Source organism: Parabacteroides sp. (genome assembly GCF_977054455.1).
In genome coordinates, this window is record NZ_CDRTCT010000044.1 from 12,828 (window position 1) to 29,623 (window position 16,796).

General features: G+C 47.0%; 17 protein-coding genes. 9 read left to right on the top strand and 8 right to left on the bottom strand.

All coding sequences use genetic code 11. The annotated features are described in order from the left end of the window. The first annotated feature begins 48 nt into the window (after positions 1-48). From ACW6QF_RS17625 to ACW6QF_RS17650, 6 genes are all read left to right on the top strand, one after another. Positions 49-858 carry a MotA/TolQ/ExbB proton channel family protein gene (locus ACW6QF_RS17625; RefSeq protein ID WP_298550462.1) on the top strand — a complete coding sequence of 270 codons (810 nt, stop codon included), beginning with the start codon at positions 49-51 and terminating at the stop codon, positions 856-858. A gap of 5 nt (positions 859-863) precedes the next feature. Further along, on the top strand, positions 864-1,472 hold the full coding sequence (locus ACW6QF_RS17630; protein WP_456088756.1) for an ExbD/TolR family protein: 609 nt from the start codon (positions 864-866) through the stop codon (positions 1,470-1,472). Between the two features lie 14 nt (positions 1,473-1,486). Next, positions 1,487-2,152, top strand: a complete 666-nt coding sequence (locus tag ACW6QF_RS17635; RefSeq protein WP_456088757.1) for an ExbD/TolR family protein — start codon at positions 1,487-1,489, stop codon at positions 2,150-2,152. A gap of 5 nt (positions 2,153-2,157) precedes the next feature. Beyond that, complete coding sequence (locus ACW6QF_RS17640; protein WP_456088758.1) at positions 2,158-2,976, top strand: energy transducer TonB; 819 nt, start codon at positions 2,158-2,160, stop codon at positions 2,974-2,976. Between the two features lie 201 nt (positions 2,977-3,177). Beyond that, the gene (locus tag ACW6QF_RS17645) at positions 3,178-4,110 is read left to right on the top strand and encodes a PstS family phosphate ABC transporter substrate-binding protein (protein ID WP_456088759.1); all 933 of its coding nucleotides are present in this window, start codon (positions 3,178-3,180) and stop codon (positions 4,108-4,110) included. 13 nt (positions 4,111-4,123) lie between these two features. Further along, positions 4,124-5,710, top strand: coding sequence for a tetratricopeptide repeat protein (locus tag ACW6QF_RS17650; RefSeq protein WP_456088760.1), 1,587 nt, complete (start codon positions 4,124-4,126; stop codon positions 5,708-5,710). A gap of 294 nt (positions 5,711-6,004) precedes the next feature. Here ACW6QF_RS17650 and ACW6QF_RS17655 read toward each other — a convergent pair whose 3' ends face one another. From ACW6QF_RS17655 to ACW6QF_RS17680, 6 genes are all read right to left on the bottom strand, one after another. Further along, positions 6,005-6,424 carry a DUF3990 domain-containing protein gene (locus tag ACW6QF_RS17655; RefSeq protein WP_308572776.1) on the bottom strand — a complete coding sequence of 140 codons (420 nt, stop codon included), beginning with the start codon at positions 6,422-6,424 and terminating at the stop codon, positions 6,005-6,007. Positions 6,425-6,477: 53 nt separating this feature from the next. After that, positions 6,478-6,699, bottom strand: coding sequence for a DUF3791 domain-containing protein (locus ACW6QF_RS17660; RefSeq protein WP_308572777.1), 222 nt, complete (start codon positions 6,697-6,699; stop codon positions 6,478-6,480). Between the two features lie 24 nt (positions 6,700-6,723). Then, a complete protein-coding gene (locus ACW6QF_RS17665; protein ID WP_298550447.1) occupies positions 6,724-7,026 on the bottom strand; it encodes a helix-turn-helix domain-containing protein in 303 nt (100 codons plus the stop codon). Between the two features lie 484 nt (positions 7,027-7,510). Next, a complete protein-coding gene (locus ACW6QF_RS17670) occupies positions 7,511-10,618 on the bottom strand; it encodes a DUF6383 domain-containing protein (RefSeq protein WP_456088761.1) in 3,108 nt (1,035 codons plus the stop codon). A 549-nt stretch (positions 10,619-11,167) separates the two neighbouring features. Continuing rightward, positions 11,168-13,531, bottom strand: a complete 2,364-nt coding sequence (locus tag ACW6QF_RS17675; protein ID WP_456088762.1) for a DUF3987 domain-containing protein — start codon at positions 13,529-13,531, stop codon at positions 11,168-11,170. A 75-nt stretch (positions 13,532-13,606) separates the two neighbouring features. Next, positions 13,607-13,843 carry a DUF4248 domain-containing protein gene (locus ACW6QF_RS17680; protein ID WP_456088763.1) on the bottom strand — a complete coding sequence of 79 codons (237 nt, stop codon included), beginning with the start codon at positions 13,841-13,843 and terminating at the stop codon, positions 13,607-13,609. A 201-nt stretch (positions 13,844-14,044) separates the two neighbouring features. Between ACW6QF_RS17680 and ACW6QF_RS17685 the strand changes: the two genes are divergently transcribed. From ACW6QF_RS17685 to ACW6QF_RS17695, 3 genes are read left to right on the top strand one after another with little or no spacing between them, the layout of a single operon-like run. Next, entirely contained in the window at positions 14,045-14,488 is a 444-nt protein-coding gene (locus ACW6QF_RS17685) for an HU family DNA-binding protein (RefSeq protein ID WP_298550439.1), read from the top strand. After that, a complete protein-coding gene (locus tag ACW6QF_RS17690) occupies positions 14,485-14,973 on the top strand; it encodes a glucosaminidase domain-containing protein (protein WP_298550437.1) in 489 nt (162 codons plus the stop codon). The genes ACW6QF_RS17685 and ACW6QF_RS17690 overlap by 4 nt, the downstream gene beginning before the upstream one ends. An 11-nt stretch (positions 14,974-14,984) precedes the next feature. After that, positions 14,985-15,155, top strand: coding sequence for a hypothetical protein (locus ACW6QF_RS17695; RefSeq protein WP_456088764.1), 171 nt, complete (start codon positions 14,985-14,987; stop codon positions 15,153-15,155). Positions 15,156-15,238: 83 nt separating this feature from the next. Here the strand turns inward: ACW6QF_RS17695 and rplQ are convergent, their stop codons facing one another. Further along, entirely contained in the window at positions 15,239-15,727 is a 489-nt protein-coding gene (gene rplQ / locus ACW6QF_RS17700; RefSeq protein WP_298550432.1) for a 50S ribosomal protein L17, read from the bottom strand. A gap of 8 nt (positions 15,728-15,735) precedes the next feature. Beyond that, on the bottom strand, positions 15,736-16,728 hold the full coding sequence (locus ACW6QF_RS17705; protein WP_298550430.1) for a DNA-directed RNA polymerase subunit alpha: 993 nt from the start codon (positions 16,726-16,728) through the stop codon (positions 15,736-15,738). Positions 16,729-16,796: the final 68 nt, after the last annotated feature.

The window sequence follows — 16,796 nt, forward strand, 5'->3', positions numbered from 1 at the left end:
CCCTCTTGGAGAGGGGACATAAGGGTGTGTATCAAATAATTCAAGAGTATGGAAACTAAAAAAACAAATAATAAAAAAGCATACAACGGCATTTCCGCAGCCATCGTTATCCTGGCATGTTTCATCATTGCCGTATGTTTTTACCAATTCGTCCTGGGCAACCCGGCGAACTTCATGGATAACAATCCCGCCAACCATCCGCTGCCCGGCAATTACTTCGGTACGGTTTATAAAGGCGGTTACATCGTCCCGGTGGTGATCACCCTGTTCCTCACCGTCGTCACCCTGAGTATCGAACGCATGATCGCGATCAGCCGCTCCAAAGGGAGAAAAAATTTAGTCCACTTCGTACAGACCATCAAGAAGTATCTGGAGGAAGGCAACCTCGACGCCGCCCATAAACTGTGCAGCGAGCAAAAAGGTTCCGTCGCGAATGTCGTCAATGCGGCCCTGTCGCGCTACAGCGACGTGGAAAGTTCTTCCGGACAGACCAAAGAACAAAAGATATTGATCATCCAGAAAGAGATCGAAGAGAGCACCGCCCTCGAACTTCCTTCGATGGAGCAGAACCTTCCGGTCATCGCCACGATCTCCACGCTGGGAACCCTATTCGGGCTCTTGGGGACGGTATTAGGCATGATCCGCTCGTTCGCCGCCCTGGCCAACGCCGGAGCACCCGACTCGGTGGCCCTGTCCACCGGTATTTCAGAAGCACTGGTCAACACCGCACTTGGTATCGCTACCGGTGCGCTGGCCATCATCTCATACAACTATTTCACCAGTAAAATAGACAATATCACCTACGCTATTGATGAAATCGGTTTCTCCATCGTCCAGACGTTTGCCGCTAAACATTAAGTCCTATGCCTAAGCTGATAGTAAAACGCAAAAGCACATTCATCGACATGACGGCGATGAGTGATGTCACCGTGCTGCTGCTTACTTTCTTCATGCTGACGTCCACCTTTATCCAGAAAGAACCGGTGGTGGTTGCCACCCCTTCGTCCGTCTCCGAGATCAAGATACCGGAAACGAACATCCTTTCCATCCTGGTGGACCCCGACGGGAAAGTATTCATGAGCCTGGACAAACAGGAAGACAAGGCGAACGTCCTAAAGCTGCTGGGAAAAGATTTCGGCATCAACTTCACGGACAAAGAGGTGTACGCCTTCAGCCTGCAACCTTCCTTCGGTGTCCCCATCCAGAACATGCAGGAGTTCCTCGGCATGCCGTCCGGCGAACAGGACCGGCTGATGAAGGACTACGGCATTCCCGCCGACAGCACCGACAACCAGTTCAAACTCTGGGTGCAACATGCGCGGGAAGTGAACCGTGACCTCGTCATCGCCATCAAGGCGGACCAGGACACTCCTTATCCGAAGATTAAAAACATCATGAACACATTGCAGGACCTTCGAGAGAACCGGTATAATTTGATTACCTCGCTCAAAAAGATGCCCGACAATGTCTAACAACGACTAAAGTCATGGCAGAAGTAAATACAGACAAAGGCAAAGACGACGGCAAGAAAGGCAAACAGAAAAAGATGACCGTCCGCGTGGACTTCACGCCAATGGTGGACATGAACATGTTGCTGATCACCTTCTTCATGCTCTGTACCTCGCTCAGCAAGCCACAGACAATGGAGATCAGTATGCCGTCGAAAGACCAGGTAACGGAAGCGGAGCAGACGAAGGTCAAAGCCTCCAAGGCCATCACCCTGTTGCTTGGCGAAGACGATAAGATATACTACTATTTCGGCGAACCGGACTACGAGCACGCCGAGTCGCTGCAACAGACCGGCTACTCGCCTGCCGGACTGCGCGACATCCTGCTGGAACGCAACTTCGATGTCGTCCGCCAGATGAAGGAACTCAAGCTGAAGAAGCTCAACAAGGAGATTTCCGAAGACGACTTCAAGAAGCAGGCCGCCGAGATAAAAGGATCCAAAGACGCTCCCGTCGTCCTGATAAAGGCTACCGACGACGCCTCCTACCGGAACCTGGTAGACGCACTGGACGAAATGCAGATATGCAATATCGGCAAATACGCAATCGTGGATATCACGGATGGAGATAAATTTCTGATCGACAACCTGAAGAGCGGCGGCGAGCTGGCCAAACAGATTGCCCGGTCCAATCCTAAAAAATGACGGTTATGCTAAAGAATATAAACTTGAATTCACCGGAATGGTGCGAGTTGGTCTTCACCGGAAAGAATAAGGAGTACGGCGCCTACGAGTTACGTAAGACCTCCTCCTCCCGCCATATCCGCGCCCTTCTGATCGTAGCGGCCGGGGCGATCCTGCTCATGGTATTGCCCGCCATCATCCATTCGGTCGTACCGCAACACGCAAAGGAGCAGGTGCTCGAAGTGACCGCCCTCTCCGACCTGACGATGGATACGAAAGTGCCGGAGGAAAACGTCGTGCGCAACATCGAAGCCCCGCCGCCTCCCAAACTCAAAAGCACCATCAAATTCACCCCTCCCGTCATCAAGGCGGACAAGGAGGTGAACGACAATGAAGAGATCAAGACACAGGAAGAACTGACGACCTCAAAGATGGCCATCTCGGTAGCCGACGTACAAGGAACGGACAGTGAAGACGCGATCGACATCGCCGACCTGAAAGACAACAAAGAGGTGATCCAGGAAGAGACGAAGCCTTATACGGCCGTCGAACAGATGCCGGAATTTCCGGGTGGCACGACAGAACTGTTGAAGTACATCGCCAACCACCTGAAATATCCGGTCATCGCCGCCGAACAGGGCATACAGGGAAGCGTGACGATCCGCTTCGTGGTCAGTCCGAGCGGCGAAGTGACGGATGTGGAAATACTCCGCAAGCTCGATCCTTCATGCGACAAAGAGGCAATACGTGTAATCAAATCACTCCCGAAATGGATGCCGGGCAAGCAGAACGGCAGGGCTGTTCCCGTCTACTTCACGGTTCCAGTACGGTTTAAACTGCAATGATCATGATGGAAAAGTATATAAATATGAGGATTGTCTGGGGTATATTCATTATAGCGATATACCTCGGCATGTCTTTTCTTTTGATTTTCACCGACCTGTTCAACGAGAATATGTCGTTCAGGTTACGGATCACTTTCGGCGTCCTATTCTTCTGCTATACTATTTTCCGAAGTTACAGGTTACTTAAATGCAGGAAATAATATGAAACGGACTCTTATCATATCCCTCTTGGCTGTCGCGTTTTTAGCAGCCTGCAACTCTAAAAAGCGGACGGAACCCGACGACACTCCCACAAGCGGCGTGATAGCGATTGCGGTAGATGAATCGCTTGCCCCGATCGTGCAGGAGGAGATCGCCGTATTCGAAAGCATCTACAAAGAGGCAGGCATCGTCCCCCGGTTTTCCGGCGAGACGGAGACGATCAACCGGCTGTTGCACGACAGTACCTGGCTGGCCGTAACCACCCGCCCGCTGACGCAGGAGGAAACCGCTTACATGAACCGAAAGAAGCTGTTTCCGAAAGCCGTCAAGGTCGCGACCGATGCGATCGCGTTGATCATCAACCGGACGAACCGGGACTCGTTGATCGGGATGCCCGTATTGAAGGAGATCCTGACCGGCAGGATACGCAACTGGAACGAATTGTCGCCCCGCAACCCGGCTATGCCCATCGAAGTAGTGTTCGACAACCCGAATTCAAGTACGGTACGGTATGCGATCGACTCGATCTGCGGCGGTGAGAAGCTAAGCGGACACCTGCAAGCGGAACAGAGCAACCGGGCGGTACTCGATTATGTCTCGAAAACTCCGGGGGCACTCGGCATTATCGGGGTCAACTGGGTCAGCAACCCGGTCGATTCCACGAGCATGAGCTTTATCGATAATATCCGCGTGATGGCCGTCAGCCGTTACCGGGAGGCGACTCCTGCAAACAGCTTCAAGCCTTACCAGGCTTATATCGCCTTGGACGATTATCCGATGACACGACCTGTCTACCTGCTCCTTTCCGAACCCCGGACGGGACTGGCTTCAGGTTTTACCTCTTTTGTAGCAAGCGACCGCGGACAACGGATCATCCTCAAATCGGGGTTGCTTCCGGTGACACAGCCGCTGCGAATCGTAAACATCAAATAAACAATATAATCGTATGACACGCACTATCTATATCCTCATCATCAGCCTGCTGGCAACCATCGCTTATGCAGACAATAATCCAGGTATCGACTTTTACAAAGCCGGTGAACCGGGCATAGCCAAAAAGCTGTTCGAGGAACAGCTGAACAGTTCCCCTGCCGAAAAGGCGGTAGCTCTCTACTATTTAGGCGAGATCGCCTTCGATGCCGGACAAACGGCAAAGGCACTCGGCTATTACAAGCAGGGATGGGAAACCGATCCCGAATATGCCTTCAATAAAGTCGGCGAAGGGAAAATCCTGTTGAAAACAGACCGGCCGTCAGCCGAGAAAGCATTCGACACAGCGATCAAGGTCAACAAGAAAAACACCGACACCTACGTTGCCATCGCCTCCGCCTACTCGACAAACGGCATGGAGGAAGAGGCCGCAGCCTCCCTTGAAAGCGCCCGGAAACAGAATCCGAACGCTCCCGCCATCTTCCTCTACGAAGGTGACCGCCTGTTGGCACAAAACAAGCCCGGCGATGCCGCCGGCAAATACGAACAGGCGATCCATTTCGATCCGGACTGCCGGATCGCCTACATCCGGTATGCCGAGGTCTATCAGGCTGTGACTCCTTCCCTCTCCGTCGAGATGTTGCAGAAGGTCATAGCGAACCATCCGGAGTACTTGCTCGCCCAGCGCACGTTGGGCAACGTCTATTCCTTGCAGGGCGCCTATGCCAAAGCGGTCGACGCCTACGACAAATATATGGCAGGCGGGTTATACTCCACCGACAATCTGGTTCATTATGCTTCCGCCTTGTTCTTCGACAAACAGTATGACAAAGCGGCCGAAGTACTTGCCCAAGGCAAGGCTATGGACCCGGACAACTTCTTGCTGAAACGTCTCAGTTTCTATGACGCCTGCGAAACCGGCAAGTACCAGGAGGGATTGGACGAGGCGACTGCTTTCTTCCGGATTCCGGACGGCAAATTTATCTGGCAGGACTATCTGTATTACGGCCGTTTACTGAACGAAGCCAAGCAGTATGACCAGTCTTTAGCCGCCTTGCAGCAGGCTCAAGCGCTTAGCGGCAACCATACGCATCCTGAAATATATAAGGACATCGCCAATGTCAACCTGAACAGTGGAAACGACAATGCGGCGATCGAAGCCTATACGAAATATATCGAACAGGCGGGCGAAGCGGCAGAGGCCTCGGATTTCTACCAGTTAGGGAAATATTACTATGGCGCGGCGGTCAAGGACAGCACGCTTGCAGCCGGCTACCTGGCGAAAGCGGACAGTGTCTTCGCCATTGTGAAGGAGCGCGTGCCGTCAAGTCACTTGGGCGTCCTGTGGCAGGCTCGTACCCATTCGCTGCTGGACCCGGAGACGGAGAAAGGGCTGGCTAAACCGTACTACGAAGCATGCATCCCGATGCTCGAAAAGAATCAGGACAAATACCGGAAGGAACTATCCGAATGTTACCGCTACCTGGGCTACTACTATTACCTCAAGCAGGACATGGACAGCTCAAAACTGTACTGGAACAAAATCCTCGATATCGCCCCCACCGACAAGACGGCTTTAGAAGCACTGAAAAACATCAAATAAAGACTTTTTCTCTATCTTCATGTTTTCTCACCCTGGCATATCAGTTAATCGACCTTTCGGGTATGCCGGGGTTTCTTTAAGCAATTTTACCTGTGCTCAACTCTTGACACAGATAATTATAAACATAAGGCGGACTCTGGTAATACAATCCTGTTTCCTTATCCAACAACAATTCATACAATTCAGAATTGTAAACCGTAGCAAATGCGTCTAACATTGTCAGATTATAATCACGCATCAGAAACATTACCAATTTCTGCACGACCGACTGCACTAAAAATTTATATTCCTTATTCATAAGACAATCAAACAAGAGGTTGCTTTTAATGTTCCAAAGAAATATTGTTTATTCAATTTTCTATATGTCAATTCTTTTACCAGCATTTCCAATGATATCATTCCTTGCTCATAACGTTCCAGTTGAAAGGCTACACCATCATCTGCAACAGGACCAGCAACTATATCATAGTCGTGAACATTTTCTCTATTTTCATTATTCCGATTCCTTAATATGAAAAGAGCCCATTCTTCAGAAGGCCTATCAAATATCTTTACAGATAAGGATTTATCCGACAGAAATCGTTCATCAAAAAAATATGAAGAAACTATGGCTTCGCCATTACGGGCAATCTTCAAACGCCTTTTAGCCATATCTTCGGCCTGCTCTCTGATATCTGTCAGATAAAATCCACACCCAAAGTCTTTTCCGGACATACACTTGGCTAAATCGATCGACGAGACTTTCATATTTGAACCATGATACAAAATCATTCTATTGCTCCTCCATTGCTTTTACATATTTGGGTAAGATCATCTACAGCATCTTGGATTGACAACAAATGTTCAGCTTCATAACACTCATCCAAAAACTCCAAGCCCTTAAAACGAGATAAATAGGCATATGCCTGTTTATTTGTCAAGTCATACTTATCAGCAAAAGCACTGATACAGTAATCAATGTAGATCACTTTATTCTTTGTCTCTTCCATAACCATCGCCTGTTTCTTTAATGGTTACAAAGACATCGACAACTCGATCCGGCATCCTAAAGCGTTCATAATGCGATAGAATGTCGAGACTTTCGGTTCAGTCTGCCCGCTTTCCACTCTCGATATATAAGAACGGTCCGAACCTATACGGCGAGCCAGTTCCGCTTGGCTGATCTTTGCTTTTTTCCGCGCATCTTCTATAATTTGCCCGGTATAAAAAGCATAGGCTTTTTCTTCAGCTTCGATACGACTGGAAGTTCCGGGTGCTCCGAAACGGGCATCCAGTACAGTATCATAATCAAATACCTGATGATTGTTTGTCTGCATAATATGCCTCTTTTATTTTTTAAGCTTTCTCTATTTCATTAGTAGGAGTTTTTTGTGTTCCCATAAAGGCCTCGAAATAGCCCCCATAAGTTTGTATTTTACGCTTGACTTCCATATTGCAAATATACAAAACGTTGTTCAACTATACAACAAAGTACTCTTCCTTTTTACCTGTCACCATCAATCATTATAACCAACGAATCCCCGAAAGCCTGAACTTCCGGGGATTGTTTTTTGTCTGCCTCCGGTCTTCACAGAGGGAAGGACAGAAGAACTTTTTTAATTTCATTAACTTTAGTATTAATATTCACCGCTTGTTCTCCCTCGCGGGGTAGTTGGACGTTCCCAAGCAATCGGCAGCAAAGCCGGCTATTCGGGGAATGCCGCACGGTGATATTTAGAATTATTTGATTATAAAATGTCATCTACGTGGGGACGATCCTCTATGACCGCCCGCCACATTTCAGTATTGTTTTAGTACCAATTATTTAACGATAGCTTTTACAGCAGCTTCACCTTCAACAGCTACAACTACTACACCTGCCGGAGCAGCGATCGTTGCATTGTCAGAAGAGATAACCGTGTTAGCTACTACCTGGCCTAAGATGTTGCTTACAACAACTTTCTTACCGGCAGCACCAGCGATCTGTATGTTACCGTCACCGGCGATAACTTTTACTTCTGATACTGCTACACCTTCGTTTGCAGTAGGAGCAGACTGTGATTCGATAAAGAAGCGAACAGCGTTCTTCTTATCAGCATCCATATAGAAGTAGTTATTATACTGGCTAACATATTTGTTACCCTGACGAATTACATATTCGTCACCACCATTTTCATCCAGAATGATCTGATATTGGAACTTAGCTAAGTTGCCTTTGATCTTTTTCGGAGCATTATCTTTTTCAGCTACCAATACGGACTTACCGTCAACCGTTGTACGTAAAGTATCGGAAGAAACCAATTCACCGGCCTTGAAGATCAACTTAGCTTCGCCACTGGCCTGATTTTCCATATTGAAACGGTAGTTCTTACGGGCTGCATAATATGTTGCAGAGTCTGAAGAATTGTACAGGAAGTTACCACCTTTAGCAATATAGAACGACGGGATGTTACGATCTGAATGGACAGTATCAACCCAGAATGTCAAATCTTCGCCAGCTTCGCTTGCGATAGCCAAACGTGCGTCCTTGTTTTCATCCATAGTCATGAAACCGCCACGAGCTACTTCAATAGAGATGTGCTGCGGAATAGCTTCCAGGCTGACAGCCGGAGTTTCTTCCACCATGAAAGTTTTCAATCCTGTACTGATCTTAGCTGACAAATCATAATTAACACCGGCAGTCCAAGCAGCCTTTTCGTCTTCCTTCAGATTGCCATCAACCTCCGCATAATTCGTAGTCGCAGTTGTAAGAGCATTAGTTGCATTCTTAATCAATGAAACAGAACCGTCAAGATTATTCTTGATGATGAATTTATCAGCAGTCGTATTTGTCTTATTAGCCAACGCATAATTAGAAGAGTAAGTCAGATAATAATTATCAATTTCATTATCAAATGCTTTTACTGCATAAGTATAATAAGCAACCGTATCTCTTGCTGTAGAAGTCAGGATGCGGGTATCTTTCAGGTAGATGTATTTATTCAATACGTTAACCGGCTTTTCGCTCTTAACCAGTTCAAACTGGGTCATGTTATCTGCATCTACATAAGCGAGGATTTCATCTGCCTGAAGAGCACCGTCATCATCTCTCGTACCACCTACATAGAAAGCAGTTGCAGCATCACTGTTTTTAGACAATTCAAATTGAACCAAGCCCATGCCGTCTGCTCTATTTACGAATGTAGCGAATTTGTCTTCAACAGTGTACGGAGTCAGAACGATCTTCGTATTGGCCAAATCAACTGGTTTGAACTCTACTTCTTCATTTGTTGTTGTAGCATCTACCCATTCTACATTTACCGAAGTTTGAGTTGCAGGATATACAGTATAAACGCCTTCTTTGTTTTCATACAAAGAAACTTCGAACGATTTTTGAGTCTGACGGTTTGTGAATGTGATCGTCTTATCGGTCTTATCAATTGCAGTTACAACAAACTGGTACATCGGGTCAGCCTCGTCGTATTCGACAGTTGAAGCCAGAGCAAAAGCAGAAGAACTTTCCATTATGGTCAGATACTGCTTATATTCTGTTTCATTTTCTTTCTTTTCACCACTTACGAACTGGATCGTATAGATAGAAGGAGCATCTTCTTTCTGCAATAACGTCGCCAGATCGTCACCATCCATCAATGTTGAATTGGTAGTTGCGAAACTCAAAGCATCTGCAACTGTTGTTGTTACCAGATAATTTTCTTTTTGGTCTGTCACTACACCGATATAACCATTTTTAGCGTCATGTTTTTCTGTCGGGTTTTTATCGGCAGAAACAAACACATGCATATCGCTTGCAACAATGTTGTAAGCTTCCGGAGCTGTCATTGGATCAGGAACTTCGATTGCGAAACAAGCATTTCCGACATAAACTTCCTCACCGGAAGAATAATCATCTGATGTACGAGCACCTGTAAAAAAGTTCATTTCAGAACCTTGAACGGTTGTCAATTCGTAACCTATACCATTAGTACGATCAGCCTTGTTGATGTCATAATTGCCTTTCGGATCGATTGCCAGGAAAGTACATTGATTGAACAGGTCTACCATTTCATCAGTGATCTCGACATCTGTTCCGTTCAATTCTTCCGGATAGGCAGTTGCGAAATAAACACCGGCAGGGATAGCCATGTCATTCCCCAAATCGATTTCAGAATCAACATAGAAAGCTTTCAGATTTACTTTCGACAAATTGTCGTTCTTCCAAGGTAACTTGTTATCAGCCTTGAAATCCAAGTTGAAACCTTCGCCACCCATTACGTCGTTCAATGCAGCAACTTCAACATTGGTTAATGTCTTTGTTTTGAGTTTGCAAAGAATTATCGTGCTTCCTGAAGCATTAAGTGAGACAGTTGCATCAATTTGTAAAGGATTACCAGATGCTCCACCTGTATAAAGATACAAATTATCTTTCTGATTGAACTGGGAGTCATGATTATCAGAAGCATCAACAGCAAAACGAGCAAACTGATTTTTATCTGCATCGTGAGAGCTTTTAGAAGCGTCAGTTATAAGTACATTGGAGTTGTCAAATGTTAAAAACTTACCAGTTCCAATGTTTTGCAATGAATATAGATATCCATCAGCTTTACCAAGAGCATCTTTCTGAGGAGATTCCAAGAAATTCCAAGCAGTCTCTTCCAAATCCAATGACTGGTCACCGGCAGATAAGGTTACCCCTGAATAAGTCAAGGTTTTGCCATCTTGTGAAGCTACGACTTTCAATAAAACATCATTTGCAGTAGCCGTGCCACTATTATCCACGTCAGCAATAACAAAATAGGGACCGCTTTTCCACGTAGCTTTAGCAGTAGGATCTGTCACAGCCTCCAATTCAATTCCATTAATAGTAAGAGGGGTTTGCGCCCAAGCACTACTACACAACGAACTTGTAGCTAACAAGCCCGCTGCCATAAGAGTAGAAATCTTCTTGTTCATAATCTAAAATTTAATATTAATAATACAATAATTGAAATGCTCGTTCTATATATGTACACGCATTTATAATGTACACGTGTTAACATTTGTATCTTGATAGCAAAAACGATCGTTTTTTTTAGTCATTTTTTCCGCCTATATTCAAAGTTCGTATTGAAAAGGTGGTTTTTCGTCCTCGAATTGCTATCTGATTGATAAGAAAGGATATAGAGGTAGGATTTTTTTTCAAGAAAAGAGTTGTGGTTTTAAAAAGTATGTGTATTTTTGTGCTGTAAAAATGACGAATTAAAACGATCGTTTTTTTTAGTCATTTTCCCGCCACCCAAATTTCTGATCCACAGATATTTATCTTCAAAAACGACATTCTAAAAAATCATCAACGCCGCTCTCGTTCAAAAATCGGTGCTTTTTAGGGAAACATCCGATGCTTACTGCGTTTCAGAGGGGTGCTTATTCGTTTTTGATCCGATGCCTATTCGTTTGTTTTTCGGATTTTGTCGAAATTTACCCGGAAAAGCCGTCAAAACTGTCAAAACTTCGCCCGCTTTGTCAAACGGTAACAGTTTCCTTTCCAGTATCTGTTTTCGTATAATAACCACCTCCTTCAGAGACGATTAGCTTATATTTTTCCGCTTTACGAAGGAAACGATCGATCGAAGACTCCGACACTCCACGGACGTTTGCCTCGGCTAAAAGGTCGGCACGTTTGAAGGTATCGGGCAAGGAGGCAAAGAGGTTCTGCAGATGATGCGGAAACTTGAAATGGACTTCGGCAGAGGCACGCTGCAACGATGTGGCCACGATATAAGCGTGCTGCAAACAGACTTTGCCGAGATGGAAGGCAGTGTCGAAATCTTCCTCCCCAATCGTCCATGTACGTTCCGTGCAACCGCTCTCGCCTTTGCGCAAGCCGGTCAAGGTCATGGCCAGACGGAAAATAGCCAGACGGTAACGCAGAACGGTAGACTCCAGGTCCTCATTGCCAAAAAAGCGGACGTTATAATATTCACGGCTAAAAAAACGGTCCAAGCGCTTACGCTGGGCATCGCTGAACCTCACCCAAGTAGGCGATCCGTCGAGAAAGACGCCGATGTCCAGTACCCGCTGCCCGAAGGAATCGAGATATTCGGATGCCGCCGAAGTGTCGTCAGCAGAAGTCAAGGGGCGGTATTCGCCGCCACCTGCAATCTTGTACATCAGCATACGGCTGAAAAGACCGTTCTCGGTCGAAGGGATCAGACGGGGCAGGATGGCGGGCGTACCGCTCCAAAGCAACGCCAGGTTCGGCCTACGCGCCAGGAACGTGCCGTTATTCTTCGACGAGCTTCCGACCGTTTCGTGGTGGGCGGCCTTATTCAGGATGTCGCTGTAATTTCCGAAATCCTGCGACAGCATGGTGGCGATGGTCTCCATCTCCGTATCCATCATGCAGGATGTATAAGGGGAATTGATGTCGAGCAATTCCACCAGGCGGGCCTGTGTGACATGACCGGTAAGATGGAGATTCATCTGCTTCACGACTTTCGGTTTCGACGGAGCCGGACCGAGCGGTTCTTTCCAGGTACGGTTCTGGCGTTTCCGCATCTTGTAGCTTTCATATTCCTCGTTGGCAGCCTCATATTCTTCGACATAATGCCGCGAATTGTCGTAGACGTACTGTTGCCAGGGATCCACTAACTTCTGGAGTCCGGCCATGCAGCCTTTCCCACTCCCCGAACTACCTGTGACAATCGTATAAAGAGCAGGTGAATAATCCCGTTCGTCCAGCGACCCTTTGACGCCGGGCATCACGCTGCTCAACAACGTCAGCGCGGAGATCAGCAAGACGTCCTGCTCCGTGCGGCTACCCGCCCGTTTGAGAATGTCCGTGAGAAGGGGCGGCAAGTGGTCATAAACAGCCTTGTCGAAGTGGGGCAAAAGGGTATCATCCGGCTCAATATCAGGCGTTTCGTCCACACCTACCGACGAAGCTGCATTTTTAGGCATAGCGGACGAAGTTTTGACAGTTTTGACAGTTTTCCGGGGTGTGGCAGCCTCTTCCGGACGGTACGGGCAACTGCCGTGCGACGCGCTGTAGCGACGGTAAATATCCGTCACCGTCTTTTCAATCTCGATGGCCGGAAAATCGGCGGAGCTGTAGCGGCGGACACATTCGGCGACAGCGTCGTAGGGTGAAAAACCGGCATTGTTCAAAACCGAGGACAACTTCACGATATAGGAATGACGGTAGCCGGGGACAAAAGCATTGCTTTGTTCGTACTTGTCGATGTAGTTCGAGAGCCGCGTGCCGGGGCACACGTTGCCGGAGGAGTGTCCGGAACCAGCCGGAGGTTCCGCCTCGGCGACAGGGATTTCCAGAACTTCAGACTCTTCCTTATAAAAAGCATTCCGGTCGTGGCTGGTGAAACAGCCGCGGTTCGGGTCTTTGCCCGTGATGTCGACCACTACGCCCGGAATATCCGCTTCGATGTGGCGGCGGACGATTTCAAAGGCCAGTTTATGGTGTCCCAAATCGCTGTCGACCAGAACGAAGAGCTTGCCACCGGTATAGGTGGGGCTGCCGTGGCCGGCTTTTACGTACGGGAGCGCGGCTGCCCGGAGGAGCAACTCGCTTACGGGCATGGGCGAATCGTCTATGTCGACCACCACGCAGCCGCTATAGCGCACCATGTGCTCGAGTTTACGACCTCCCTCCATCACTCCGCCGGCGACATAGAGGGGCAGATTTTTCTTATAAGCATCGGCTTCGTCCGTCTTGCCGACAGTGCGCAGTCCACGCAAATAAGCGATTTGCGATGCAAAATCATTACTTTTCACTTTGTCGATGTATCGCTTCAAGGACAGTGAACAGGCGCTCCCGGTCTGGAACGCCGAGTCGAAGTAAGTGCCTTCGACGTCTTTTTGTACTACCATATTATTGTGTATTAAATGAAAGGCTACAGTCCGCTTCTGAATGTTTCGTGCGGCTCTTTCAGTTGTTTGTTATTTCTAAGGTTCCCCCAAATGATCTACCAGACAGGCGACCTGCTTCGGCGTATAGAGTTTCTGGAATTTCACCCACCCCGCAGCCAAGAGTTTTTCTTTCAAACCGCGTGAAGTCCGTATCCATACCCACATCCTTTTATAAGCGATCTCAGGGGTACAGTCCGGGAAATACAGGAGTGCGAATTCGGTAACTCCCATAGCGCCTTTTGCCGACACAAGGTCTATTTTTTTGTCTTCCATAATAATTTTTATTTAAGCTTTCTAATACATTATAAATGTAACGCTTTTTTTGGTACTACACAAGGAATTCGGTAATTATTTTATAAAAAAACAAAGAATGCTGTCGAAACTTCCGATAGCCGTATATACCTTTCCCGCGAGGCTGCCGTGCGTCGTATCTTTGTAATGTAATAATTCACTAACCCTTAATCTATTAATCGTATGTCAGTAAAGTACAAACTTGTTTTGAAAAAAGACTTGACCAAAGATGCGGCAGCCGATGCCAAACGGTATTATGCCTCGGCCAATGTCACAGGCATGATGGATTTCGATACGATCTGCGATGTGGTGGCAGATCGTTCGACGGCCAGCGATGGCGACGTAGCGCTCGTCTTGTTGGGTCTGATCCGTTGTATGCAGGAAGCATTGCTACGTGGCGAAGTGGTCCAGTTGGGTGCATTGGGCAACTTCCGCATCTCGCTCGGAAGCTCCGGAGTGGTAAATGCGGACGATTTTCACGCATCATTGATCAGGAAGCCGCGAATAATCTATTCTCCGGGAGTTAAACTGCGCGAAATGATCGCCAAAGTGAATGTCGAACGCATTGGACAAGAGGCAGATAAGCCCAATGCAGGTGGCGAAGAAGAAAGACCGGGAGAATTATGAAACCAGCACAAATCAGCTTCGTAAAAGAGTGCCTGCCTACAGCTTTGTCGGCAGGGGCTGCTTTCAACATGAATCCGTTGGTCATCCTGGCGCAAGCGGCGTTCGAAAGCGGTTGGGGCACGAGCAGCCTGGCACGGGAGTCGCGTAACTACTTCGGACTGACCGCATACGGGTGCAGCAACGCTTATTGGCACGGTGGGAAGACGACCGTAAAAGGTCCCTCCTATTCGCTGGATTTCCGCCGCTACGACACGAGAGAGAATTCCTTCCTCGATTTCGCCCGCCTGATACGGAACAATTACCGCTCCGCCTGGCTGGTGAGCAACGATCCGCAGGCTTATGCAAAGGAGATCGCCTACAGTCCTTACATCAGCGAACTGAACGGCGATAACCGGGAAACCTACCGGCACAGCATCATCCAGATCGCACAGACGATACAGGCGGTGATGGCTTTGATTGCTCCCCCTTCCGTTACAACCCTTTAAAAGCTCTTATCATGCAGAAAATCAGAAAGATTCTTGAATTTGTCCTGGCTTTGTTGAATTTCTTGTTCCACTTTAAACCCGCACCGGATGAAAAACCTCCCGTCAACGCTGAAACTTATCCTCGCCCTGATCCTCAGGATTTTGAGGAAGGGGATGAACCTTTATTTGAGGCTGTCCATTAGGATCAGGCTCTGGTAAAACGCAAAAAAGCCCGTCCGCGAAAGGCAGACAGGCTTTTTTTATTTGTTTGTTGAATAAGCCGGAATTATTCAGCAGCTTTTTCTTCTGCAACCGGTGCTTCTGCAACAGGAGCTTCCGTTTCGGCAGCTGTAGACTTTTTACGTGAACGTCTTGTCTTAGCCGCTTTCTTGGTTGTAGCTGTCTTCAACATGTTTTCGTTGTAATCAACCAGTTCAATGAAGCACATGGCTGCGTTGTCACCCAGACGGTTGCCGGTCTTCAGGATACGAGTGTAACCACCCGGACGGTCACCGATCTTCTGAGATACTTCCTTGAACAATTCTGTTACAGCATATTTGTCTTGCAAATTGCTGAATACCACACGTCTTGAGTGAGTTGTATCCTCTTTAGACTTAGTGATAAGCGGTTCTACAAATTTGCGGAGCGCTTTAGCTTTAGCAACAGTAGTGAAGATTCTCTTATGCTTGATAAGAGAACATGCCATGTTTGAAAGCATTGCGTCACGGTGAGTATTTGTACGACCTAAATGATTTATTTTCTTATTGTGTCTCATCGCTATACTTACTCTTTATCTAATTTATATTTAGTGATATCCATACCGAATGAAAGGTTCAGACTCTCAAGCAGTTCATCAAGTTCTGTAAGTGACTTCTTACCGAAGTTCCGGAATTTCAACAGATCATTCTTGTTGAATTTAACCAGTTCACCTAATGTTTCAACATCTGCGGCCTTCAAGCAATTCAACGCGCGAACGGAAAGATCCATATCCGAGAGCTTGCTCTTCAGCAACTGGCGCATGTGGAGTACTTCTTCATCGAATTCCTCATTACCGTCAGTATCAACTGTCTCGATAGCAATCTTTTCATCTGAGAACAACATAAAATGATGAATCAGAATCTTGGCTGCTTCTTTTAACGCTTCCTTCGGATGAATAGAACCATCAGTGGCTATTTCAAGAACCAACTTTTCGTAGTCCGTCTTTTGCTCAACACGGAAGTTCTCGATCGAATACTTGACGTTGCGAATAGGTGTGTAAATAGAGTCGATTGCAATCACGTGCATGTCTGCATTCGGGTCTCTGTTTTCATCGGCGGGAACGTATCCGCGACCTTTGTTAATCGTCAGCTCGATCTGGAAACCTGCGTTCGGATCCAAACGACAAATAACCAACTCAGGATTCAACACTTCGAATCCGGTCAGCTGTTTACCTATATCACCGGCTTTGAACACTTCCGAACCCGAAACAGTAATACTTACTTTTTCATTCTCTATGTCGTCTACAATATGCTTGAACCGGACTTGTTTCAGATTCAAGATAATGTTTGTCACATCCTCCATAACACCGGGGATTGTACCAAATTCATGGTCAACCCCTTCGATCTTAATGGATGTAATAGCAAAACCTTCAAGTGACGACAGGAGAATACGGCGCAGAGCATTACCTATAGTAATACCATAGCCGGGTTCCAACGGACGAAATTCAAACTTTCCGAAGAAATTGTCCGCTTCCAACATTAATACTTTATCGGGTTTTTGAAATGCTAATATCGCCATGGAAATCAATTATTATTTAGAATACAATTCTACGATCAACTGCTCTTTAATGTTTTCAGGAATGTCAG